At 70.5% G+C, this 24852-nt stretch carries 14 protein-coding genes; 6 read left to right on the top strand and 8 right to left on the bottom strand.

Features of this window, described 5'->3' with window-relative positions:
* Positions 1-117: 117 nt before the first annotated feature.
* The 7 genes from glgP to ABZX79_RS35965 form a co-directional block, all read right to left on the bottom strand.
* Positions 118-2763 (bottom strand): alpha-glucan family phosphorylase, encoded by a 2646-nt coding sequence (glgP, locus tag ABZX79_RS35995; RefSeq protein WP_355267670.1) that lies wholly within the window; start codon positions 2761-2763, stop codon positions 118-120.
* Between the two features lie 137 nt (positions 2764-2900).
* Positions 2901-4187 carry a flavin-dependent oxidoreductase gene (locus tag ABZX79_RS35990; RefSeq protein WP_355267667.1) on the bottom strand — a complete coding sequence of 429 codons (1287 nt, stop codon included), beginning with the start codon at positions 4185-4187 and terminating at the stop codon, positions 2901-2903.
* Positions 4188-4201: 14 nt separating this feature from the next.
* Positions 4202-5392, bottom strand: a complete 1191-nt coding sequence (locus ABZX79_RS35985) for a monodechloroaminopyrrolnitrin synthase PrnB family protein (protein WP_355267664.1) — start codon at positions 5390-5392, stop codon at positions 4202-4204.
* A gap of 305 nt (positions 5393-5697) precedes the next feature.
* Positions 5698-7116: an MFS transporter gene (locus ABZX79_RS35980; protein WP_355267661.1), complete on the bottom strand. Its 1419-nt coding sequence runs from the start codon at positions 7114-7116 to the stop codon at positions 5698-5700.
* Positions 7113-8618: a 4-hydroxyphenylacetate 3-hydroxylase N-terminal domain-containing protein gene (locus ABZX79_RS35975; protein WP_355267658.1), complete on the bottom strand. Its 1506-nt coding sequence runs from the start codon at positions 8616-8618 to the stop codon at positions 7113-7115. Before ABZX79_RS35975 ends, ABZX79_RS35980 begins: the two co-directional genes overlap by 4 nt.
* A gap of 258 nt (positions 8619-8876) precedes the next feature.
* On the bottom strand, positions 8877-9908 hold the full coding sequence (locus tag ABZX79_RS35970) for a hypothetical protein (RefSeq protein ID WP_355267655.1): 1032 nt from the start codon (positions 9906-9908) through the stop codon (positions 8877-8879).
* A 251-nt stretch (positions 9909-10159) separates the two neighbouring features.
* Positions 10160-11110, bottom strand: a complete 951-nt coding sequence (locus ABZX79_RS35965; protein WP_355267652.1) for an AraC family transcriptional regulator — start codon at positions 11108-11110, stop codon at positions 10160-10162.
* 127 nt (positions 11111-11237) lie between these two features.
* Here ABZX79_RS35965 and ABZX79_RS35960 point away from each other — a divergent pair, with 127 nt between their 5' ends.
* The 6 genes from ABZX79_RS35960 to glgB all read left to right on the top strand — a co-directional run bounded on the left by ABZX79_RS35960 (position 11238) and on the right by glgB (position 22474).
* A complete protein-coding gene (locus tag ABZX79_RS35960; protein ID WP_355267649.1) occupies positions 11238-12176 on the top strand; it encodes an NmrA family NAD(P)-binding protein in 939 nt (312 codons plus the stop codon).
* 243 nt (positions 12177-12419) lie between these two features.
* Positions 12420-13628 (top strand): S8 family peptidase, encoded by a 1209-nt coding sequence (locus ABZX79_RS35955; protein WP_355267646.1) that lies wholly within the window; start codon positions 12420-12422, stop codon positions 13626-13628.
* Positions 13629-14198: 570 nt separating this feature from the next.
* Complete coding sequence (locus tag ABZX79_RS35950; protein WP_355267643.1) at positions 14199-16187, top strand: alpha-1,4-glucan--maltose-1-phosphate maltosyltransferase; 1989 nt, start codon at positions 14199-14201, stop codon at positions 16185-16187.
* The gene (gene treS, locus ABZX79_RS35945) at positions 16184-17905 is read left to right on the top strand and encodes a maltose alpha-D-glucosyltransferase (protein ID WP_355267640.1); all 1722 of its coding nucleotides are present in this window, start codon (positions 16184-16186) and stop codon (positions 17903-17905) included. Before ABZX79_RS35950 ends, treS begins: the two co-directional genes overlap by 4 nt.
* Positions 17906-18108: 203 nt before the next feature.
* Entirely contained in the window at positions 18109-19632 is a 1524-nt protein-coding gene (locus ABZX79_RS35940; RefSeq protein ID WP_355267637.1) for a maltokinase, read from the top strand.
* Between the two features lie 241 nt (positions 19633-19873).
* On the top strand, positions 19874-22474 hold the full coding sequence (gene glgB / locus ABZX79_RS35935; protein ID WP_355267634.1) for a 1,4-alpha-glucan branching enzyme: 2601 nt from the start codon (positions 19874-19876) through the stop codon (positions 22472-22474).
* Here the strand turns inward: glgB and ABZX79_RS35930 are convergent.
* A complete protein-coding gene (locus ABZX79_RS35930; RefSeq protein WP_355267631.1) occupies positions 22461-24755 on the bottom strand; it encodes an ATP-binding domain-containing protein in 2295 nt (764 codons plus the stop codon). The genes glgB and ABZX79_RS35930 overlap by 14 nt on opposite strands.
* Positions 24756-24852 lie beyond the last annotated feature (97 nt).

The raw sequence follows: 24852 nt of genomic DNA, 5'->3' as shown, positions 1-24852 counted from the left end.
AGAAAAACTAAGTTCACCCGGTGCTGCTCCACTGTCCCGGGACTGCACTATTTGCTCATGGCGGGGGTATTGGGGAGCGGGGGCTGGGGCAGCGCCCCAGTGGGCGGAATGCGCCCGTCAGCGCATCAGTACGCCCGCGCCCTCCCCCGTCGCCTCCGTCGGCAGCGCCACCAACCCCAGGTCCGCGCTGTGCGGCAGCAAGCGGTGGGACGGCAGTATCCGGACCGTGTAGCCGAAGGGGCCGGTGCGGTCGAGCGCCAGCGGGCCTTCGTACATCCAGCGGCCCTCCAGGTCCGGGCCGCCCGCCGGTTTCAGCGGGAAGGTCTGCGCCTCGCCGATCGCGTCGTCCGGGTCGACCCGGCCCGCCACCGCCTGCACCTCCACGTCGTCGGGGGTCAGGCGGGAGCCGAGGGCCACGCGTACGCGCAGGCCGAGCGTCGAGCCGAGCTCCGCCGTGCCGTTGACCGGGGTCGCCGCCATCGCCTCGACGTGGTCGACCCTGACGTGCGGCCACGCGGCGCGCACCTTCGCCTTCCAGTCCGACAGCTCGCGGGCCGCCTCCGGTACCAGCGCCCGGTGTGCCTCGGCGGCCGGGGCGTACAGCCTCTCGACGTACTCCCGCACCATGCGCCCCGCCAGTACCTTCGGGCCGAGCCTGACCAGGGTCTGACGGACCATCTCGATCCAGCGGTCGGGAAGGCCGCCGCGCCCCCGGTCGTAGAAGCGCGGCGCGACGCGCTGCTCGATCAGCTCGTAGAGGGCACTGGCCTCCAGCTCGTCCCGGCGGTCCTCGTCCGTCGCCGCTCCGTCGGCGGTCGGGATCGCCCAGCCGAAGTCCGGCTCGAACCACTCGTCCCACCAGCCGTCGAGCACCGAGAGATTGAGGCAGCCGTTGAGGGCGGCCTTCATTCCGCTCGTTCCGCAGGCTTCGAGCGGTCGCAGGGGATTGTTCAGCCAGACGTCGCAGCCGGGGTAGAGCTTCTTCGCCATCCCCATGCCGTAGTCGGGCAGGAAGACGATCCGGTGGCGCACGCGCGGATCGTCCGCGAACCGCACCAGTTCCTGCACCAGCCGCTTCCCGCCGTCGTCCGCCGGGTGCGCCTTGCCCGCCACCACGATCTGGACCGGCCTGGTGGGGTGGAGGAGCATCTCCATCAGGCGGTCGCGGTCGCGCAGCATCAGGGTGAGGCGTTTGTACGAGGGGACGCGGCGCGCGAAGCCGATCGTCAGGACGTCCGGGTCCAGTACCTCCTCGATCCAGCCGAGTTCGGCGTCCCCCGCGCCGCGCTGGTGCCACGATGCGCGCAGGCGTTCCCGTACCTCCTGGACCAGCTGTTCGCGCAGGGTGCGCCGCAGGTCCCAGATGTCGGCGTCGGCGATGTCGGCGACGGACTCCCACCGGTCGGACCCGCCGAGGGAGCCGACCGACAGGGCGTCCTCGGCGCGGCCCGCACCGATCTGCCGCGCCCCGAGGCGCATGACTTCGGGGGCGACCCAGGTCGGCGCGTGCACACCGTTGGTGACCGAGGTGATCGGTACTTCCTCGGGGTCGAAGCCGGGCCACAGCCCCGAGAACATCTGGCGGCTGACCGCGCCGTGCAGGGTGGAGACGCCGTTGGCGCGCTGGGCGAGCCGCAGGCCCATCACCGCCATGTTGAAGAGGTTCGGCTCGCCGCCCGGGTACGTCTCCATGCCGAGCTGGAGGATGCGCCCGACGTCGACGCCCGGCAGTTCGCCGGAGTCCCCGAAGTGGCGCGCGACGAGCTCGCGGTCGAAGCGGTCGATGCCGGCCGGGACCGGTGTGTGCGTCGTAAAGACGGTTCCGGCACGGACGGACTCCAGAGCGGGGTCGAATTCCACCCCTTCGCCCGCCAGCTCCCGGATCCGTTCCAGGCCGAGGAAGCCGGCGTGCCCCTCGTTGGTGTGGAACACCTCGGGGGCCGGATGGCCGGTCAGGCGGCAGTACGAGCGGACCGCCCGCACCCCGCCGATGCCGAGCAGCATCTCCTGGAGCAGCCGGTGCTCGCTGCCGCCGCCGTACAGCCGGTCGGTGACATCGCGCTCGCCCGCCGCGTTCTCCTCGACGTCCGAGTCGAGCATGAGCAGCGGTACGCGCCCGACCTGCGCCTGCCAGATGTGGGCCCGCAGGGACCGCCCGCCGGGCAGGGTGAGCGATACCTGACTCGGCGTGCCGTCGGGCTCCCGGAGGAGGGAGACGGGGAGTTCGTTCGGGTCCAGGAGGGGATAGTGCTCCTGCTGCCAGCCCTCCCTGGACAGGCTCTGCCGGAAGTACCCGTGCCGGTAGAGGAGCCCGACACCGATGAGGGGTACGCCCAGGTCACTGGCGGCCTTCAGGTGGTCCCCGGCGAGGATGCCGAGACCGCCCGAGTACTGGGGCAGAGCCGCTGTGACTCCGAATTCGGGTGAGAAGTAGGCGACGGCGGCGGGCAGTTCCGGCGTCGGTGACTGTGACTGGTACCACCGGCGGCCGCGCAGATAGTCGTCCAGGTCGTCTGCGGTGGCGTTCAGTCTGCGCAGGAAGCGCCGGTCCTGGGCCAGCTCGGCCAGCCGCCCGGCAGGTACGGCCCCGAGCAGCCGTACGGGATCACCCCCAGCGGCTGCCCAGCCTTCGGGGTCCACGGCTTGGAACAGCTCGCGGGTCTCGGTGTGCCAGGACCATCGCAGATTGCGGGCGAGGTCGCTGAGTGGTCGTAGGGGTTCGGGAAGAACGGGGCGCACGGTGAATCGACGAATGGCCTTCACGTGTTCCACCTTCGCAGGGGACATACGAACCGGGTCGGACGCACGGCGGTGTGTGTCCGGCCTTTCCGTGACGAAGGTAGTGCCACGCCGCCCCCCGCAGCCACGGCGCACTGCGGGCGCGGGGGGTCAGCGCGGGGTCAGCGCAGGGCGTGCACGCCGACGTCGTACGGCGATCCCAGGTTGACGGTGACCGGGTCGAACGCCCCGGTCGCCGCGTACCGGGCGGCGATGGCCGCCAGCTCCTCGGCCGGGATCACGTCGTCGATGTCGGTGAATCCGCGCGGCGCCCGCTCGTGCGCCAGATTGATGACGACCTCGGGGCCGAGCCGCCGGTTGGCCCGCTGGAGTTCGGTCATCGCGGGCCGGCGCTCCGTCTCGTACGCCGCCAGTGCCTCGGCCGGGTCGGCGTACCGCGCCATGGCGTGGGCGAGGGCGCGGGCGTCGACGATGGACTGCGTCGCGCCGTTCGAACCGATCGGGTACATGGCGTGGGCGGCGTCGCCGATCAGCGTCGTACGGCCGTGGGTCCAGCGCTCCAGGGGGTCGATGTCCACCATGGGGTATTCGAACGCGCGGTCGGCGGCCCGCAGTACGTCCGGGACGCTGACGCCGTCGAACTCCCAGCCCTCGTAGTGGCGCAGGAATTTGCCGACCGGCACCGGCCGGTTCCAGTCACCGCGCGAGGCGTCGTCGATGGACTCGGCGGGCATCGCGAGCGCCCAGTTGACGAGCACTTCTCCGGTCTGCGGGTCCGGTTCGGTCATCGGGTAGACGACGGCCTTCTGCTGGTCGGAGCCAGCGATGAACATGAACGTACCGGCCCGCTCGGCGTCCATGCGCGAGGTGCCGCGCCAGACGAGCATGCCGTTCCACGGCGGCTCGGCGCTGCCCGGGTGGAATGCGGTGCGGACGGTGGAGCGGATGCCGTCGGCGCCGATCAGTACGTCGGGTTCCAGGGCGGAGTGCGCGCGCCTCCCGCCGTCTCGGTGCTCCAGCTCCACGTGCGCGCGGCCGTCCGCCAGGGTGGTCAGCCCGGACACCCGGACGCCGCCGACGATGGCGTCCGCGCCCAGCCTCTCCCGTACCGCGTCGGCCAGTGCCAGTTGCAGATGGCCGCGGTGGACGGACAGCTGGGGCCAGTGGTAACCGGCCCCGAGACCGCGCGCCTCGCGGGAGATCAGGCCGCCGGAGCAGTGGTAGTAGCGCAGCTCGCGGGTGCGTACGGCCTGCCGGTCGAGTACGCCGAGGAGCCCCAGCGCGTCCAGTTCGCGCACGGCGTTGGGCATGATGTTCAGCCCGGCACCGACCGGCTGGATCTCGCGCGCCGCCTCGACCACGGTGATCCGGCCGAAGCCGGCCGCGTGCAGGCTCAGGGCGGCGGTGAGCCCGGCTATGCCGCCGCCGGCGATCAGGATGTGGGTCATGGGTGGGTCGCCCTTCAGACGTTCGAGGCGACTGGGGTGCGGTGCCGCTCGGTCGTGCGGCGCACCAGGGTCTCGTTGTCCCGCGTCAGGTCGAGCACGGAGCGCAGCAGCTCGATCGGGGCGCCGCCGGAGCCCACGTCGTACAGCCGCACCTCTTCGCTGTACGCCTTGCGCGCGATGCCGATGTGGCGGGCCCGGAAGGTCTTGAGGATGCGCAGTACGCGGGCGAGGGAGACGGCGGAGGCGGCGAGCTGCGGGGACACCCGGTCCGCGCGCTCCCAGTCCAGGGCGGCGGCCAGTTTGGAGACCGCGGAGGTGCCACCGCTGTGGACGGCGTAGAAGTCACGCCAGGACGGCAGGCTGTACTGCACGGATTCGGTGAGGAACCCGTCGTACTGCGGGCAGTTGTGGTCGCACTGCCACAGCGTCAGGTCGACCAGCCACAGCGGCACCTGGGCGGCGGCCGGGCCGAGGTAGTCGCGGCCCGCGACGCCGACTTCCTCGAAGTACGGGCGCAGGATCTGCGCGAAGAAGACCGGCGAGACGTTGGCGACGGTGAAGTCGATGGAGTCGACCATGGACTGGACGTGCTGGGCGGTGCGGTCGAGGGCGACGGCGAATCCCGGATCGTGCGGTTCGAGGCGGGCCAGTGCGGCGCAGGTGTCGAGCGAGGCGGCGAGGCTGGGGAAGACCATGCGGACGGCGTCCTGGAGATTGCCCTCCATCTCCTCACCCGTGTACATGCGCTGGCGTATGCCGGTGGGATTCCACGTCGTGTAGTGGTGCACCGTGTCGCGCGGCACCATGTCGGTACGCCGCCCCAGCGCCTCCAGCACCGGCAGGGCTTCGGGGACAACGGCGAGCGGCTCCGTGCCGTGCCGTTTGAGCGAGCCGAGGATCATGCCGAGGTCGCGCATGGCGGCGAGCGACTCGACGACGCTCCACCGGGCGAGCGTGTCCGCGTCCGGCAGCAGGGTGCGCAGGGAGACCGTGAGCGCGGGGACGTCGGCGTCGCGGTTCATCGCGGGCAGCACGGCGAGCAGCGGGTCGGCGGCCAGGGGGTCGGCCTGGCGTATCTCGGATATCCGGTAACGCGGTTCGTTGCGTGCGTCGAGACCGGGCGCGACAAGGTCGGCGGCGTTGCTCAGGTGCCTGAGATCCGGGACGTACGTGAGGTGCGTGAGGTGCGTGAGGTGCGTGGTCATGGGATGCCCCCTCGGGCCATGGGATTCGGTGGATGCCATGCGGTGCGGCCGACGGCGTGGGTCCGACGCGGTGTGGGCGCGGCGGAGGTGTTCGCAGTGCGGTGGTGCGGTCCGTGGTGGCGGCCCCGGATCGACGCGGCGGCGGTTTGTGGCCGTCCGTCGCGTGGTGCCGGCTGTCGCCCGAGCGTCCGTACGCCGGGGAGGGGTCAGCCCGTGCCGTACGGCACGCCGTGGCGCGCCGGAGCGCGGCGAATGCCGCGCGCGGGCGGGCGGCGCCTCACAACGCCGCCCGCCCGAGCCCTACTTCACGGCGTCCCCACCCGCTCGTGACTCGCGGGGACCTCGGGCGGCGCGGGGAGGCGCAGCCGCGCGCAGAGGAGTGCTGCCACGCCCGCGAAGACGGCGCCGACGAGCAACGCGGCCCTGAAGCCCGCGGTCTCGGCGGTGGCGGCGGCGCTGGTGGACGTGTCCGTGACGGTGGTGGCGACGGCGACCAGGACGGCGAGGCCGAGCACCGAGCCGAACTGCTGGCTGGTGTTGATGAGCCCGGAGGCGAGCCCCGTCTCCTCGGGCGACGCGTCGGCGGTCGCGGCGACGTTGGTGGTGACCATGACCAGCGGCAGGGCGACGCCGAGCACGAGACTCGGGGCCAGGACGGTGGTGAAGAAGGTGCCTTCGGCGGCGAGCGCGAGGGCCAGCCAGGCCGTACCGGCGAAGAGCAGCCCGAAGCCGAGCATCATCGTGGCGCGCAGTCCGAGCCTGGCGATGAGGCGCCCGCTCTGCGGTGCGGTGAGAACGACGACGATCGACAAGGGCAGCAGCCCGAGCCCGCCGACGAGCGGCGAGTAACCGAGCACGCTCTGGAGGTAGAGGCTCACCAGGAAGAACATCGGGAAGAGCGCCATCTGCGCGAGCGCGCTCAGCACATTGGCGAGCCGCAGTGCGGGCCGCCGCAGCACGGCGGGCGGCACCAGCGGCCGCGCGATCTTCCCTTCCAGTACGGCGAAGGCGGCGAGCAGCGCCAGACCGGCGCCGCCGGCGGCGAGCGTGCGCCCGCTGGTCCAGCCCGCCTCGCCGGCGCCGACGAGGGCGTACGCGATCAGGCCGAGCCCGCCGGTGGCGGTGAGCGCGCCGCCGAGGTCGAAGCCGCGCTCGGCGGAGCGCGTACCGCCGTCGAGCAGGCGCAGGGCGAGTACGCCGAGCAGCAGCCCGACGAGCACATTGAGCCAGAAGGTGGAGCGCCAGCCGAGCAGGTCGGTCAGCACCCCGCCGGAGACGGTTCCCAGTACGCCGCCGAGCCCGCCCATCGCGGCGAACGCGCCGAGCGCCTTGTGACGCCCGGGCCCGTCCGGGAACAGGATCAGCAGCAGGGCGAACGCGGCGGCCGCGGCCAGCGCCGCGCCCACGCCCTGGACGGCGCGGGCGGCGACGAGCGCGCCGGAGCTCTGCGCGAGCCCGCCGACGGCCGAGGCGGCGGCGAGCAGACCCAGACCGGCGACGAACAGCCGCCGGTGGCCGAGCAGATCGGCGGTACGCCCACCGAGCAGCAGCAGCCCGCCGAAGGTAATGAGATAGGCGTTGGCCACCCACGACAGTCCCGCGGAGCCCGAGCCCAGATCCTCACCGATGGAGGGAAGCGCGACGTTGATGATCGCGGTGTCCATGATGAGCAGCAGCTGGGTGGAGGCGAGCAGGGCGAGCGCGGCTTTCGGGGAGCGGTTCACAGCGCCGAGCGCTCCTCGCCGCCCGTCCCGCCTGCCCCGCCCGCCCCGCCCGCCCCGCCCGCCCCCAGCGTGTAGCCGTCGAGGCAGGCCTGCGCGAGCGACTCGCACGCTCCGGTGTCGCCCTCCCACGCCTGCTGCATCAGGTAGATGTGCGGGGCGCCGTGATAGAAGCGCTCGTACTGCTCGTGCCGTCCGGCGAACTCCGAACCCAGCGCGTCCCAGGCCAGCTTCAGCAGCTTGATCCGGTCCTCGGCGGGGTGCCCGGGCGAACGGATGTACTTCCTCACGAGCGGCCCGAGTTCCGGGTGCAGCAGGTCCTCGGCGGAGGCGGGCAGCTGGATGACGCCGCCGCCCGCGAGCATCTTGATCTCCTGCACGGCCTGCGGGTAGAGCTCGCCGGCCATGATGCGCTGCGCGAAGGAGATCTCCTTGCCGGGCTTGACGCCCTGCCCGCCCTCGACGTTCTCGTACGACGCCTCGGCGGCCAGCACGAAGGCCTTGGCCTGGGCGACCTTGCCCATCAGCCGGCCGATGGCCTGGGTGACGGGCGGCAGTTTGTAGGTGTTGTTCGCCTTGGTGATGAGGATGGCGAGCCCGGTGAGAAATTCCAACTTCGTCCAGAAGCGGGTCGCCGCCTGGTGCACGAAGTTGACGTACGCCGGGGTCTGCCACCACATCTGGAAGCTGGCGTCGACGTTGCGGTAGGCGAGGACGTTCTCCCACGGCACGAAGACGTCTTCGCAGACGAGCAGGGCGTCGTTCTCATCAAACCGGGAGGACAGCGGGTTGTCGAAGACGCTGCGTGCCTGCGCCTCGTACGACGTACGCGACAGGAACTTGAGCCCCGGGGTGTCGATCGGCACGGAGAAGCAGACGGCGTGCTCGATGTCCTGCGGGGCGAGCGGCTCGATCGTCCCGACGATGACTTCATTCCCGAAAACAGCCCCGGTGCCGATCATCTTGGCGCCGCGTACGACGATCCCGCCGTCCCGCTCCGCGACGACGCGGACCACCAGGTCGTCCTCCTCCTGCTCGGAGGCGGACTTGGTGCGGTCGATCTGCGGATTGGTGATGGTGAACGTCGGATACAGATCACCTTCGGCGAGCCGCCGGTGGTAAGCGAGCGCGTTGGGCGCTCCGTCGAACGACTCCGTGGTGAAGACCTGCGGGAGCGCGGCGAATCCGGCGGCGCCGCCGGCCATGTAGTCGGGCGTACGGCCGAGGAAGCCGAAGCTGGCTTCCGCCCACACCTTGTACGCCTGGCGCCGGGCGACCAGGTCCTCGTACGATCGCGGGATGGCGTACGCCCGGTGCACACCGTGCGAGGTGAGCACGGACGAGTGCTCCGAGTCGTGCGCGAGGTCGAAGAGGCTGGCGATGGATCCCGCGGTGTTGCGGAAGGCCGGGTGCCGGGTTACGTCCTTGACGCGCTCGCCGTCCAGCCACACCTCTCGGCCGTCTCGCAGCGATTCCAGATAATCCTGACCGGACCTCGTCACCATTTCTCCTCATGCGGAACGGCACTGCCGCTGCCGAGCCTGTCTCGCCGCGCCCGCCCGGGCAATGAACACCCGTCCACCGGTCCTTATGAACCGGCCAGTCGGCGGCCACGCGGCGGGCCCCCCTTCCCGAAGCGGGGAGCCCCCGGGCCTCCGGACGGGTGGGATGGTGCCGCACGAGGACAAGTCGCGATCAAGGCAGGACAGGCCAGGAAGGCCGGGAGCACGGTCGAGAACGCCACACGGGATGGTGAGGCGGCCCTACCGGGGTCGTTTCGGCGTTTTGATTCGGAACCAGGACATAGGGCTCCTCGATGGCTCGGGTGCGGGTGCGGGTGCGGGTGCCGGCTCGGGGGCGGGTGGCTGAGTGGGGTGCGGGGCGGGGCGAGGGAGGTCCGCCGTGAGTTCCTCGGGGGTCGGCGGTGGGGTGTCGAATTCGCGCCAGGAGCCTCGTACGTTTTCCAGCACGGCGTTACCCTGCCGGTCAATCATCCGTGTCAGGGCTTCCTGGCCAATACCGAATGCGACTGCCCAAGCAGCGATCTGTGCTGAGCTGTCCAATTGGGAGAGGCCGGGTATGAACTCTCCGTGGATCAGTATCAGACCGAGGAGAGCGGACAGAGCTCCGATAGGAAGCCGCAAAAGCAGCAAGGCGAGCGGCACCATGTACGGCGTCACTGTCCCCTGAATGTGTCGTACCGACGCGGCTCCGGTCAATGCGGCGGCGGTCATACCGAGCGACGCGACCAGAAGGACATCACCGCCCCGTGCTTCACCGTTCCCGACCGGGCAGACGTGCATTATCTCCCCTGGTTGCCTTGGATTCGGCGGGTCGAAGCAGAGTTTGTCTGCCAGCGCTCTCGGATTGTCATAGCCGGACAGGATAAACAGAACGGTAATGACAGCCGTGGCGAAAAATGCAACGAGGAGAACATTCCGGAAGCTTCGGACTCTGGATATTTCGGATTCTTCGACATGGTTGGCGGCATGCAGAACGCTGATCGCCAGGTCCCTGTACTCCCCCGTCAGCCTATTTCTGTTGCGCTGCAGATGTTCCGCCAGAAGCTGCAGACGCGGGTCCTCCTGCCCCAGGTGGTGCATTCCCTGGGCGAGCACAACAGGCCCCCGCCAGGCCAGCTCCTCATCTGCGGCCAGCTGGAGGAGTATGAGTTCCGCCTCATGGACACTGGCCACGGCCCGGTCGATGGAAGACCCCGGAAACATCAGGGGGCGCCGGTCTTCTGCCGCGTTCCGGGCGGCCTCCAGGAGTTCGTGAGCCTTCGCCGCCAGCATCCGGTTATCAGGCGAGAGCGGCTTGGACTCGATTTTGTCCAGCTGGGCCTGAAGTGCGGCGACATGTGCGCAAGTTCGCTGCCGCCAAGAGCCCCGCCGCTTTCGTGCCGCTACGTCTCGCGCTCCGTGCCGCGGCTTCGGACCGCTCGTCCTCTTCCGCGCGAGTCCCATACAGCCAGTAGATCCCCGGGCCAGACGTGGCGCAACTCGAAGTGGCGGAGGCCGAACTGGCGCCGCCAATTGCCCAATTGTCAACTTGCCGTCGCAGCGATCCGGTACTCCCCCGGCGTCGTCCCGAACCACTTGCGGAACGCGAGGTGGAAACCCACAGCGCTCTGGTAACCGACCCGCTGCGGCACCGCCGACTGCGCCACCGTCGTCTCCCCCAGCAACCGCGCCGCCTCCTGCATCCGCCGCCCCGTCAGATGCCGCGCCGGCGCGTCCCCGACGAGACTGCGGAAGGCGGCGGTGAAGGCCGACCTCGACATGCCGACCTCCTTGGCCAGCGACTCGATCGTCCACGGCTCCGCGAACCGGGTCGCGATGATCACCATGGCCCTGCTGATGCCGGGGTGGCGCAGCACCGGCAGCGCGGCCGGATTGTCCGCCAGTTCCCGCAGCAGCGGCCGCAGCGCGAGCACCAGTGCCATCTCGAACGCGCGGAGTGTGATGAGCCGGTCGCCTGGCCCGACAGGCCGGTCCGGGGCCGCCAGCAGGCGCAGCGTGTCCCGCAGCAGCGGCTCGGCGGCGACCTGCGGGCCGTCGAGGACCAGGGCCCACGGCAGCGCCTTGTACAGGCCGGTGGCGGCGCTCGCGTCGTAGTGCAGCCCGGCGCACAGCAGCCGGCTCGCGGGTCCGCTGCCCCCGATCCTGATCTCGCCGGACGTACCGGGCTGCCGCTCGGGAAGCACGGCCCGCAACGGCACACCCTGCCGGTCCGGCCGGTCGGAGAGCCGGTGCGCGGTCCCGGTCGGGAAGACGGCGAGGTCGCCGGCGTCCAGTTCGAGAGGGGTCTGACCCTCACCGCTGATCCAGCAGCCGCCCTCGACTATGTAGTGGAGTACGGCGCAACTCTGCTCGGCGTCACCCTCGATCGCCCAGGGGGCGTTCACATGCCATCGGCTGTCGAAAACGCCGGTGAGACGCAAGGGCTTCAATAGTTCGCTGAGCAGGTCTTCACCATCGTGGCCTGCACGTTCCATGCCGTCCATTGGACGATCCCTCAACCCTCGCCCCGGTTTGTTAATTGATCGGCCGAAGCCCCCGCCGCCAGCCTGGAAAGGCCGTTCACGGCAACAGCCTCACCCTATCGAAGGGCTCTACACACTCATGTCCGATCAGATTCCGATGCGCGTCGCGGTCGTGGGGGCGACCGGCTTCCAGGGTGGCGCGGTCGCCCGTCTGCTGGCCGAGCGGAACCACCGCCTCCGCACACTGACCCGCAAGCCCCAGAGCGAGCGCCCCCAGCTGGAGGGAGCCGCCTTCATCGCCGGCGACCTCGCGAACCCCGACGACGTACGCCACCTCTTCGAGGGCGCCACGCACGCCTCGGTCGTGATGCCACTGGTGTACGACACCGAGACGGTCCGGACGTACGCGCTAAACATCGCGAGCGCCGCCCGGGAGGCCGGAGTGCGCAGGGTCGTCTACAACGCCAACACACGCGTCCCCGAGGCCTCCACCAATGTGGCGGCCTTCGAGACCCGGCGGCTCGCCGAGGCGGTGCTGCGGGAGAGCCTGCGCGGGAGCGGGGTGGAGCTGGTCGTGCTGCGGCCGCCGGTCTACCTCGACAACCTCTTCAGCCCATGGAACGGCCCGGCGCTGGCGAGGGACGGCGTACTTGCCTACCCGTTGCCCGCCGACATCAAGACCGCCTGGATCTCCCACCGGGATCTCGCCGAGGCGGTGTACGCGGCGCTGACCGTGGACGGTGTCGCCGGCCGCACGCTGGACATCGGCGGCTCGCAGAGCCTGACCGGCGACGAACTCGCGGACGCGTTCGCGCAGGGGCTCGGCCGCGACGTGAACTACGTGGCGCTCCCGCCGCACGTCTTCGAGGAGGGACTGGCGCAGGCCATCGGCCCCGAGGGGGCGGCCGGCGTGGCGGGCATCTACCACTACATGGCGAGCGGCGCGGGCCCCGAGCTGATGGCCGGCGACGACGGCAGCTCCGCCGAGGCGCTGTCCGTGAAGCCGGCGCCGGTGGACGAGTGGGTGGCCAGGCAGCCGTGGCAGATCTGGTCGGACGACGTGGCCGCGGCCTCCTAGGCCCTGTCCTGTCCGGTCCGAGGTCTCCTCGTTCTGGACGACCTGCGAACGACCTGAGTGATCACCTCCTCAATGCCCTCACCGGCGATATGGCCAATTCCGCCCCCACGTGCGGTCTTGTAGTGCTTCACAGCGCACGAGAGGCTTCCACAGGCATCGTCTGTGGTCGGCACCAGGGGGACCGGCGGCAGGGCCGGGCCAACTCTGCGGTACGTGCGCCAAGTTGAGGAGGCGACTCAGCACATGGCACAAACGCGAAATACTCGCCCGCGTCTTGCGGGGGCCGTCACCGCTGTCACCACGGCAGCGGTTCTTTCGGTCATCACGCTGCCCGCGCAGGCCGCCCCCGCCGAGGGGCGAATACTGGGAGCCGGTTCACCCGGCTCGGTCGGCAACAGTTACATCGTCACGCTGAAGACGGGCTCGGGCGGAATCCTGGCCCCGTCCGAGGCCGGCAGCGACCTCGCGGAGCGGTACGGGGCGGACATCCGCCACACGTACAGCACCGCGCTCAACGGTTACGCGGTGAGAGCGACCGAGACGCAGGCCAAGCGTCTCGCGGCCGATCCGAACGTCGCCTCCGTGGTCCAGGACACCATGGTGTCGCTGGACCACACCCAGACGAACCCGACCTGGGGCCTGGACCGGCTGGACCAGCCCGGCCTCCCCCTGAACACGTCGTACACCTATCCCGACAGCGCCGGCAGCGGCGTGAAGGTGTACGTCATCGACACCGGCATCCGCACGTCCCACAAGGACTTCGGCGGCCGGGCGAGCAGCGGCTGGGACTTCGTCGAGAACGACGCCACCGCCCAGGACGGCAACGGCCACGGCACGCACGTCGCCGGCACCGTCGCGGGCGGGCAGTACGGCGTCGCGAAGAAGGCCAAGGTCGTCGGCGTACGGGTGCTCGACAACGCGGGCTCGGGTACGACGGCCCAGGTGATCGCGGGCATCGACTGGGTGACCAAGAACGCCAGGAAGCCCGCCGTGGCGAACATGAGCCTCGGCGGTTACGCCAACGCCCAGCTGGACGCGGCGGTCCGCAACTCGATCGCGTCCGGCGTCACGTACGCGGTCGCGGCGGGCAACGACGGGCTGCCGTCGAACCTGTACTCGCCGGCCCGCGTCGCGGAAGCGGTCACGGTCGGCGCGACGGACGTCAAGGACGCGCGCGCGAGCTTCTCCAACTGGGGCCCGGGTCTCGACCTGTTCGCTCCCGGCGTGGCGATCCCGTCCACCTGGAACACGGGTGACACGGCGACGAAGACCATATCCGGTACGTCGATGGCGACCCCGCACGTGGCGGGCGCGGCGGCGCTCTACCTGGCCGACCACACGTCGGCGACCCCGGCGGCCGTGAGCGCGGCGCTGACCGCGAAGGCGGTCCAGGGCAAGGTCACGGGCGCGGGTCTCGCCACGCCGAACCGCCTGCTCCAGGTGAACAACTGATCCAGCGGCACCCAAGCACACCGAAAAACGGACGGCCCCGCCCGAAAGGCGGGGCCGTTTCGCATGGCGCCCGGGCCCAGTCCCCCCGGCCGAACGCCCGGCTGCCCGAGGCCCAGCTTTTTTAGCCACCGTTACGCGCCAGCAGTGCTGCATCCCCCGGGGACAACCCCCGGACCCCCGGCCCAACACCCGGCTGCCCGAGGCCCAGCTTTTTTTAGCCACCGTTACGCGGCAGCAGTGCTGCATCCCCCGGGGACAACCCCCGGACCCCCGGCCGAACGCCCGGTTGCCGGGGCCCAGTTTTTTTAGCCACCGTTACGCGGCAGTAGTTAACAAAGCCCCGGATTGCGCACCCGACGTACGAGGGAAGGCTCCTCCGGTACGCCCCCGCACGCACCCCCCACGCGTCCCAAGTCCGTCCAAGTCGGTCCACCCGAGTGAACGTGGACAGGAGCGGTGATGCCCGCACCCCGCCAGTCGCCAACGGAGCAGATAAAAAGGACAGACCCCAAGAAAGCCCCCGAACGCGAGCCGCGCTCGTCCGCGGCCGCACAGCCCCCAGGTGAGCCAATGATCGGTCGCATCCCTGTCCTGGACGTACGTCCCGCCGTCGACTGCGGCAGAAGGCCGGCGAAGGCGGTGGCCGGTGAGACGTTCGAAGTCACCGCCACCGTCTTCCGCGAGGGCCACGACGCCGTCGCCGCCAATGTCGTCCTGCGTGACCCGGCGGGCCGGGAGGGCCCCTGGACCCCGATGCGCGAGCTCGCGCCCGGCACCGACCGGTGGGGGGCGCGCGTGACGCCGCTCGCCGAGGGGCAGTGGACGTACGCCGTGGAGGCCTGGTCGGACCCCGTGGCGACCTGGCGCCACAACGCCCGGATCAAGATCCCGGCGGGCCAGGACACCGAGCTCGTCCTCGCGGAGGGCGCGGAGCTGTACGAGCGCGCCGCGTCCGGCGTGCCGAAGAAGGACGGCCGCGAGGCCGTCCTGGCCGCCGTCGACGCGCTGCGCGACACCAAGAAGCCCCCGGCCGTCCGGCTGGCCGCCGCGCTCGACGCCGAAGCGGCGGCCGCACTCGGCCGCCACCCGCTGCGCGAGCTGGTCACCTCGTCGCCCGAGATGCCGCTGCTGGTCGAGCGTGAGCGTGCGCTGTACGGCAGCTGGTACGAGTTCTTCCCGCGTTCGGAGGGCGTCCGTACCGACAAGAGGGGAAAGCAGAAGAGCGGAACGTTCAAGACGGCCGCCGAGCGGCTGCCCGCCGTCGCTGCGATGGGCTTCGACGTGGTGTACCTGCCGCCCATCCACCCCATCGGCACCACCCATCGCAAGGGGCCCAACAACACGCTGTCGGCGTCCGCCAAGGACGTCGGTGTGCCGTGGGCGATCGGCTCGGCGGCCGGCGGCCACGACGCGATCCACCCGGACCTCGGTACGTTCAAGGACTTCGACGCCTTCGTCGCGCGCGCCCACGACCTGCGCATGGAGATCGCGCTGGACTTCGCGCTGCAGTGCTCGCCGGACCACCCGTGGGTCACCGAGCACCCCGAGTGGTTCCACCACCGCGCCGACGGCTCGATCGCGTACGCCGAGAACCCGCCGAAGAAGTACCAGGACATCTACCCGATCGCGTTCGACGCCGACATGCCGGGCCTGGTCAAGGAAACGCTCAGAGTGCTGCGGCTGTGGATGGATCACGGCGTACGGATCTTCCGCGTCGACAACCCGCACACCAAGCCGGTGGTCTTCTGGGAGAAGGTCATCGCGGACATCAACCGCACGGACCCCGATGTCATCTTCCTCGCCGAGGCCTTCACCCGCCCCGCGATGATGCACACCCTCGGCGCGATCGGCTTCCAGCAGTCGTACACGTACTTCACCTGGCGCAACACCAAGCACGAGCTCACCGAGTACCTCACGGAGCTCACCGGCGACGCCGCTTCGTACATGCGCCCGAACTTCTTCGTGAACACCCCGGACATCCTGCACGCCTACCTCCAGCAGGGCGGCCGTCCGGCATTCGAGGCGCGCGCTGTGCTCGCCGCCACGCTGGCGCCGTCCTGGGGCGTGTACGCGGGCTACGAGCTGTGCGAGAACACGCCGGCCAAGCCGGGCAGCGAGGAGTACCTCGACTCGGAGAAGTACCAACTGCGTCCGCGCGACTGGGAGTCGGCGGAGCGCGAGGGCCGCTCGATCGCCCCGCTGATCACCACTCTGAACCGCCTGCGCCGCCGCCATCCGGCGCTCCAGCAACTGCGTGACCTGCACTTCCACCATGCCGACAACGACTCCGTCATCGCGTACTCGAAGCGTTCGGGTTCGAACATCGTTGTGGTGGTCGTCAACCTCGACCCGCACCACACCCAGGAGGCCACGGTCTCGTTGGACATGCCGGAACTCGGCCTCGACTGGTCCGATTCCGTCCCGGTGCGCGACGAGCTCACCGGCGAGACCTACCACTGGGGCAGGGCCAACTATGTGCGCCTCGAGCCGGGCCGTACGCCCGCGCACATCGTCGTCCTGCGACCGTCCCCGCCGATCGGAGGGTCACCCACATCATGATCGTCAACGAGCCCGTCCACGACACCTTCGAGGACACTCCCGCCAAGGACCGCGACCCGGAGTGGTTCAAACGCGCCGTGTTCTACGAGGTGCTCGTCCGCTCCTTCCAGGACAGCAATGGAGACGGCGTAGGTGACCTCAAGGGCATCACCGCCAAGCTGGACTACCTCCAGTGGCTCGGTGTCGACTGCCTCTGGCTGCCGCCGTTCTTCAAGTCCCCGCTGCGCGACGGCGGTTACGACGTCTCCGACTACACGTCCGTCCTCCCGGAGTTCGGTGACCTCGCCGACTTCGTGGAGTTCGTCGACGCCGCACACCACCGCGGCATGCGCGTGATCATCGACTTCGTCATGAACCACACGAGCGACCAGCATCCGTGGTTCCAGGAGTCCCGGGCGGATCCCACCGGGCCCTACGGCGACTACTACGTCTGGGCCGACGACGACAAGCAGTACCAGGACGCCCGGATCATCTTCGTCGACACGGAGACGTCCAACTGGACCTTCGACCCGGTCCGCAAGCAGTACTTCTGGCACCGCTTCTTCTCCCACCAGCCGGACCTCAACTACGAGAACCCGGCCGTGCAGGAAGAAATGATTTCGGCCCTGCGCTTCTGGCTGGATCTGGGCATCGACGGCTTCCGCCTCGACGCCGTCCCCTACCTCTACCAGGAGGAGGGCACGAACTGCGAGAACCTCCCCCGTACCCACGAGTTCCTCAAGCGGGTACGGACCGAGATCGACGCGTCGTACCCCGACACCGTGATCCTCGCCGAGGCCAACCAGTGGCCGGAAGACGTCGTCGACTACTTCGGCGACTTCAAAAAGGGTGGCGACGAGTGCCACATGGCATTCCACTTCCCCGTCATGCCCCGCATCTTCATGGCCGTACGCCGCGAATCGCGCTACCCGGTCTCGGAAGTCCTGGCCAAGACCCCGGCCATCCCGTCCAACTGCCAGTGGGGCATCTTCCTGCGCAACCACGACGAGCTGACCCTCGAAATGGTCACGGACGAAGAGCGCGACTACATGTACGCGGAGTACGCCAAGGACCCCCGGATGCGCGCCAACATCGGCATCCGCAGGCGGCTGGCCCCCCTCCTCGACAACGACCGCAACCAGATCGAGCTGTTCACGGCTCTGCTCCTGTCCCTCCCCGGATCGCCGATCCTCTACTACGGCGACGAGATCGGGATGGGCGACAACATCTGGCTGGGCGACCGGGACGCCGTACGCACACCCATGCAGTGGACGCCCGACCGCAACGCCGGCTTCTCGTCCTGTGACCCGGGACGGCTCTTCCTCCCCACGATCATGGACCCGGTCTACGGGTACCAGGTCACCAACGTCGAAGCGGCGATGACCTCGCCCTCCTCGCTGCTGCACTGGACCCGGCGGATGATCGAGATCCGCAAGCAGAACCGCGCCTTCGGACTCGGCTCGTACACGGAGCTGCCGTCGACCAACCCTGCGGTCATCGCATTCCTGCGCGAGTACAAGGACGACCTGGTGCTGTGCGTCCACAACTTCTCGCGCTTCCCGCAGCCGACGGAACTGGATCTCCAGACCTTCAACGGACGGCATCCGGTCGAGCTGATCGGCGGGGTGCGATTCCCGGCCATCGGCGAATGGCCGTATCTGCTGACCCTCGCAGGTCACGGCTTCTATTGGTTCCGGCTGCGCAAGGACCCGGCGCCCCTGCCGGCCAAGCGCGTCTGAAGTGCCGTCCGGCGCGGGGCGGTTTCCACCGCCCCGCCCTGGGCACTCTCCCCCTCATATCGGGTCCGTACGGACGATCCCCGACCCGACACTTCCCGCGTTTCGGCTGCGGGGAGAACCCCACGCACCGCCCGGACAGCTACGGTCGCAATCCGGGACACTCTGCGCATCCTGTGGTGTGCCCGGGGAAAGGACGCGATGCCATGTCGGAGGCTGCATCCATCCGGAGTACGGCCGCCCGCCGCGCCACTCCTCCAGCCCCTCCACCGGCGCTGCTCCCCTCGCTGGCGCCGCTGCTGCACGAATGGCTGCCCAGGCAGCGGTGGTTCGCGGGCAAGGGACGCCCGGTCACCGGATTCTCGCTCGTCGCCGCCACGGAACTGCTGCCCGCCAGAGGCGGCTCCGGGGCGGGGGCCCCGGGCGCTCCCGGCCTGCTGCATCTGCTGGTGAGCGTCCAGCAGCCCGCCGGGCCCACCCACGGCCCACCGGCGCCGCCGGTCGCCGACTGCTATCAACTGCTGCTCGGTGTACGGTCCGCGCTGCCGCCGCGCCTCGCACCGGCCCTGATCGGGCACGTCCAGGAGGGGCCGCTGGCCGGCCTCACGGTCTACGACGCACTGCTCGACCCACGCCTGGCCGGCCTGCTGCTGGAACGGTTGCGCAACACGGGGGCACCGGGGGCGCTGCGCTTCGAGCGCGACCCGTCGGTGGAAATCCCGCCCGGCCTCACTCCCCGGCCCCTGGGCGCCGAGCAGTCCAACTCCTCTCTCGTCTATGGAGATTCGTTCATCCTCAAGGTGTTCCGCCGCGTCAGCCCCGGCTCCAACCCCGATCTGGAGCTGCCGCTCGCGCTGGCCCACAAGGGCTGCGACCGGGTGCCGGCACCGGTCGCCTGGTACGAGGCCGACAATGCCGACGATCCGTACGAGCCGTACACCCTCGGGGTCCTCCAGCCCTTCCTGCGCGGCTCGGAGGACGGCTGGCAGCGCGCGCTGCGGGCCCTCGCCGTCGGCAACGACTTCACCGCCGACGCCCAAGCCCTGGGCCGGGCCACCGCCGAGGTGCACACGGCACTGGCCGTAGCCCTGCCGACGGTGACCCTGCGCCGACAACAGACGGAACTGCTGGCCGCGGCGATGACCGAGCGCCTCGACGCGGCGGCGCAGGCGGTGCCGTCGCTGGTCCCGTACGTCCCGGCCCTGCGCACCGCCTTCGACGCGTTCGCGGCGCGGGGGCGGGCGGGCCGGGCGTGGCCGGCCCAACGCGTCCACGGCGACCTGCACCTGGGCCAGACACTGCGGGCACCGGGCGGCGAATGGTCGGTGATCGACTTCGAGGGCGAGCCGTCGCGGCCGCTCACGGAACGGCGCCGCCCGCAGCCGGTCGTACGTGACGTGGCGGGCATGCTGCGTTCCTTCGACTACGCCGCCCGCTCCCACCAGCCGTGGAACGCGGAGTGGGCGACGCGGTGCCGGGAGGCGTTCTGCGCGGGTTACGCGTTCGCCTCGGGCACGGACCCGCGCGAGGAACCGGAGCTGCTCCGGGCGTACGAGACGGACAAGGCGGTGTACGAGGTCCTCTACGAGGCCAGGCACCGCCCGGACTGGCTCCCGGTCCCCCTGGCGGCCATCCACCGCCTGGCCTCGTCCACTTCCCCACCCCTGGGCTCACCACGGCACAGCAGCCCGTCCCCGGCCACCGACCGCACCCCAGGACCCACACCATGACCCCACGCACGCCCGGGCCTCCGGCATTTTCAGCCCGTCCGGCGTTTGAGGACCGGGGTCTGGGGCGGAGCCTCCGAGGGCTGCGCGCGCCGCAGTTGGCCTGGGGCGGCCGGGCCCGCCTGTGGCTTCGGCGCGCGGCCGGGCCGCCTCGCCCCCGCACCTCCGCCTTCGCGCGGCGCGATTCAGCAATCCCGACCCCGTCCACCGCACCCGACCGGATCCTCCCGAGGAGGCCGCACCCGTGACCCCCCGTCCACCGTCCCGCAAGTCCGCCGACGCCGAGCAGCCCGCACCGTCGAATCCGCCCACCCCGCCCCGGAAGCGCGCCAAGCGCGCCACGGCCCCGAAGCCGGCCGAGGCCGCCGAGGCCACGCAGGCCGCCGAGGCCACTCCGCAGCCGCGCAAGCCCGCCCGGGCGGCGGCCGCAAAGCCCAAGGCCGCTGCCGCCAAGTCGCCGCAGGCCCCGCAGCCGGCGGAAGGCCCGCCGGACTCCGCGCCCAAGGCCGCCCAGGACGCCGAGTCCGGGCGCGGACCGGGCACGGGCGCGCGCGGGGGTTCGAAGTCGCGGCGTACCCCGAAGTCCACCGCAGCCGGAAGCCCGCCCGACTCCGCGCCCAAGGCGGTGCAGGACGCCGAGCCCACGCCCAAGAAGCGGCCGCCGGGCGCCCTCGAAGGCAGTGACCGGGACCGACTCCTCTCCGGCGGCCACCACGACCCGCACGGCCTCCTCGGCGCCCACCCGTTCAAAAAAACAAACGCGCCCACCGGCATCGTCTTCCGCGCGCTGCGCCCCTTCGCCCAGGCAGTCACCGTCCTGGCCGACGGCCACCGCACGCAGCTCCACGACGACGGCGACGGCCTCTTCTCCGGTGTACTCCCCCTGGACTCCGTCCCTCCGGAGTACACCCTCCTTGTCACGTACGACGGCATCGAACACGAGGTCCAGGACCCGTACCGCTTCCTCCCCGCCCTCGGCGAGCTCGACCTCTACCTCATCGGCGAGGGCCGCCACGAGGAACTGTGGCAGGCGCTCGGCGCGCAGCCGATGGTCCACCAGGGCGTCACCGGCACCCGCTTCACCGTCTGGGCGCCGAACGCCCGCGGCGTACGCGTCGCCGGCGACTTCAACTACTGGAACGGCACCGGGTTCCCGATGCGCTCCCTCGGCTCGTCCGGCATCTGGGAGCTGTTCGTGCCCGGCGTCGGCGAGGGCACGCTGTACAAGTTCGAGATCATGCGTCCCGACGGCAGTCACACGATGCGCGCCGACCCGATGGCCCGCCGCACCGAGTGCCCGCCCGCCAACGCGTCGATCGTGACGACCTCGCACCACACGTGGCGCGACCAGGAGTGGATGGCGCACCGCGCCGACCGCCCCATCCACAAGTCACCCTTCTCGGTCTACGAAGTACATCTCGCTTCCTGGCGCCCCGGCCTGAGCTACCGCGAGCTGGCCGAACAGCTCCCCGCCTACGTCGCCGACCTCGGCTTCACCCACGTCGAGCTGATGCCGGTCGCCGAGCATCCCTTCGGCGGATCGTGGGGCTACCAGGTCACCGGCCTGTACGCCCCGACGGCCCGCATGGGCACGCCCGACGACTTCCGCTACCTGGTCGACGCGCTGCACCGGGCCGGCATCGGCGTCATCATGGACTGGGTCCCGGCCCACTTCCCGAAGGACGACTGGGCGCTGGCGCGCTTCGACGGCCCGAACCTGTACGAGCACGAGGACTGGCGGCGCGCCGAGCACCCCGACTGGGGCACCCTCGAATTCGACTACGGGCGCCCGGAGGTGCGTAACTTCCTGGTCGCGAACGCCACGTACTGGTGCGAGGAGTTCCACATCGACGGGCTGCGCGTCGACGCGGTCGCCTCGATGCTCTACCTCGACTACTCGCGCGAGGACGGCGAGTGGGCACCGAACGAGTTCGGCGGCCGCGACAACCCGGACGCCGTCTCCTTCCTCCAGGAGATGAACGCGACCGTCTACCGCCGCAACCCCGGCGTAGTGACGATCGCGGAGGAGTCCACCGCGTGGGACGGCGTGACCCGTCCGACCGACAGCGGCGGCCTCGGCTTCGGCCTGAAGTGGAACATGGGCTGGATGCACGACTCCCTCGTGTACATCAGCAAGGAGCCCGTGCACCGCAAGTACCACCACAACGAGATGACGTTCTCGATGGTGTACGCGTACAGCGAGAACTACGTGCTGCCCATCTCCCACGACGAGGTCGTGCACGGCAAGCAGGCCCTGGTGAGCAAGATGCCGGGCGACTGGTGGCAGCGGCGCGCCAATCACCGTGCGTACCTCGGCTACATGTGGGCGCACCCCGGCAAGCAGCTCCTCTTCATGGGGCAGGAGTTCGCCCAGGGAGCGGAGTGGTCGGAGGGGCACGGCCCCGACTGGTGGCTGCTGGACCCGGCTTACTCGGCGGAGCCGGACCACCGGGGCGTACGTGACCTGGTCCGCGACCTCAATCAGCTGTACGTCGCCACGCCGGCCCTGTGGGAGCTGGACACGGTCCCCGACGGCTTCACGTGGGTGCTGGGCGACGCCGCCGAGGACAATGTCTTCGCGTTCCTGCGCTTCGACGCGAAGAGCGGCCCGCTGCTGGCGGTCTCCAACTTCTCGCCCGTCGTACGGCACGGCTACCGGCTCTGCGTCCCGGACCTCATCCCGGCGTGGACGGAGGTCCTGAACACGGACGCGGCCCGGTACGGCGGCAGCGACGTACGCAATACGGAACCGCTCAAGCCGGAGTCGGGCGGCGCGCACGGCGGCCGGCCGAGCCTGGAGCTGACACTGCCGCCGCTGGCGACGGTGTGGTTCAAGCCGGCCTGATTCCCCTTGTCCCTCCCTGCGCGAGCCCTTCCCGGAGGCATTCGGGAAGGGCTCCCGTGTGTACGACGGTGAGGCGCTGCGTGGCCCGGGTCAGGGCCACGTACAGGTCGTTGGCGCCGCGCGGCGACCCGGCGAGGATCCGTCCCGGCTCGACGACGACCACCGTGTCGAACTCCAGGCCCTTCGCCTGCCGCGGGTCGAGGAGTACGACGGGCCTGGTGAGGTCGGGTGCGGGGCCGTGCGCGGCGCCGGGGAGGGCGGCGACCAGTGCCGGGTGCAGCTCGCGCGGCGCGACGACGGCGAGCCGCCCCTCTTCCGTCTCCCGCGGCGCCTCGTCCGCGACCGTTTCGGCGACGGTACGGGCCAGGTCGTCCGGCTCCGCGGCGCGCGCCCGGGGCCGCGCCCCCGTCGAGCGCACCGAGCCCGGCGGCTCGAAGGCCGGGTCCTCGGCCCGCCGTACACCGGCCGCGACCTCCATGATCTCGGCGGGCGTGCGGTAGTTGACGCCGAGCCGGGTGTGCTGCCAGCGGCTCCCGACGTACGGGTCGAGGATCTGCTGCCAGGAGTCGCAGCCCGCCGCGTCCCCGGTCTGGGCCGGGTCGCCGACGAGCGTCATGGAGCGCGTCGGGCAGCGGCGCATCAGCAGCCGCCAGGTCATGGCCGACAGCTCCTGCGCCTCGTCGACGATGATGTGGCCGAAGGCCCAGGTGCGGTCGGCGGCGGCCCGTTCGGCGGCGCTGCGGTGGTCGGCCTCCTCGTGGCGATCGGCCATCCGCTCGGCGTCGACGATGTCCTGCGCGCCCAGGATCTCGGAGTCTTCGTCGTGCTTGTCCTCGAACTCGTAGCTGCGGGAGGCGTACGCGACGTCCAGCACGCCCTGGGCGTACGCGATGCGCTGCTGCCGCTCGGCCTCCTCGGCCGCGCGCGCGGCCGAGTCGTCCGCGCCGAGCAGTTCGGCGGCCTCGTCGAGGAGCGGCACGTCGGCGGGCGTCCACTCGCCGCCGTCGCGCCGGATCAACTCGGCATCACCGTCCGGCAGATGAACGGGATCGACGAGGAAGTCGGCGACCAGCTGCTGCGGGGTGAGCGGCGGCCACAGCTGGTCGATCACCTCGTGCACTTCACCGCTGAGCGCGATGGCCTTGCCGAGCTGGGCGATGTCGTCGGGTCCGAGGAAGTTGGGGCCGCCGTACGGGTCGGCGCCGATCCGCTCGGCGAGCTGCTCGGTGAGCGCGTCGATGATCCGGAAGGCGAAGTGGGGGCGGGCGAGGTTGTGCGGCAGTCCGGTCTGGCGGGCGGCGGCCCGGGCGTCCTCCGCCATCGCCCGGTCCAGCACCAGCGTGCCGTCGTCGTGCTCGATCTCGATGTGCGGGTGGGGCACGGTCTGCCGGTCCCGCACGAAACGGGCGAGGGCGTCCGCCATCGCGAGCCGGCCCTTGATCTCGGCGGCCGCCGCGGTGTCGGTACCGGTGGCGGTTACGCCCGGGAACAGTTCACCGACGGTCGCCAGCAGGACCCCGGTCTCGCCGAGCGAGGGCAGCACTTCGCCGATGTAGGCGAGAAAGGCGGGATTCGGCCCGACGATCAACACACCGCGACGGGCGAGCAGCTCACGGTAGGCGTACAGCAGATACGCCGCGCGGTGCAGGGCAACGACGGTCTTTCCGGTGCCGGGGCCGCCCTCGACTACGAGGACTCCCTGGGGCGAGGCGCGGATGATGCGGTCCTGCTCGGCCTGGATGGTCTGCACGATGTCGTGCATCCGTCCGGAGCGCGCCGCGTCCAGCGCGGCGAGCAGCACGGTGTCGGCGGCGGAGCCCTCGTAGCCGGTGCGGGTGGTGTCGGTGAGGTCGAGGATTTCGTCGTGCAGAGCGGTGACGGTGCGGCCTTCGGTGGTGATGTGGCGCCGACGGCGCAGGCCCATCGGGGAATAACCGGTCGCGAGATAGAAGGGCCGGGCAATGTCGGCCCGCCAGTCGACGACGAGTGGCGTGCGCTCGGCGTCGTTCTGCCGGATTCCGATCCGGCCCATGTGGTATTGGCGTCCGTCCCGGAAGTCGAGCCGCCCGAAGCAGAGCCCGCTCTCTCCCGCATTGAATGCGGCGAGCAGCCCGGACTGCTCGGCCACCAGCACATCCCGCTCCAGCTTCGCCTGCTGGCCGGTCCTCACCTGCGTCAACGCGGACTGCACGGCGAGCTCGGCCTCTTCACGCAGGTCATCGAGGCGCGCGTAGAGGCCGGTGATGAATTCCTGCTCTTTCTGAAATTCCTCGGTTGACAATTCAGCTCCCAACAAGCTACGCTGTGTTCACACGGCACCTCTGTGACCCAATTTATACGAGGTCACGGAAACGCTCAATATACGCAGAGAAATACCC

Origin of the sequence: Streptomyces sp. NPDC002994 (genome assembly GCF_040611155.1) — a bacterium.
Lineage (GTDB): Bacteria > Actinomycetota > Actinomycetes > Streptomycetales > Streptomycetaceae > Streptomyces.
This window is presented reverse-complemented; position numbering and strand designations above follow the sequence as displayed.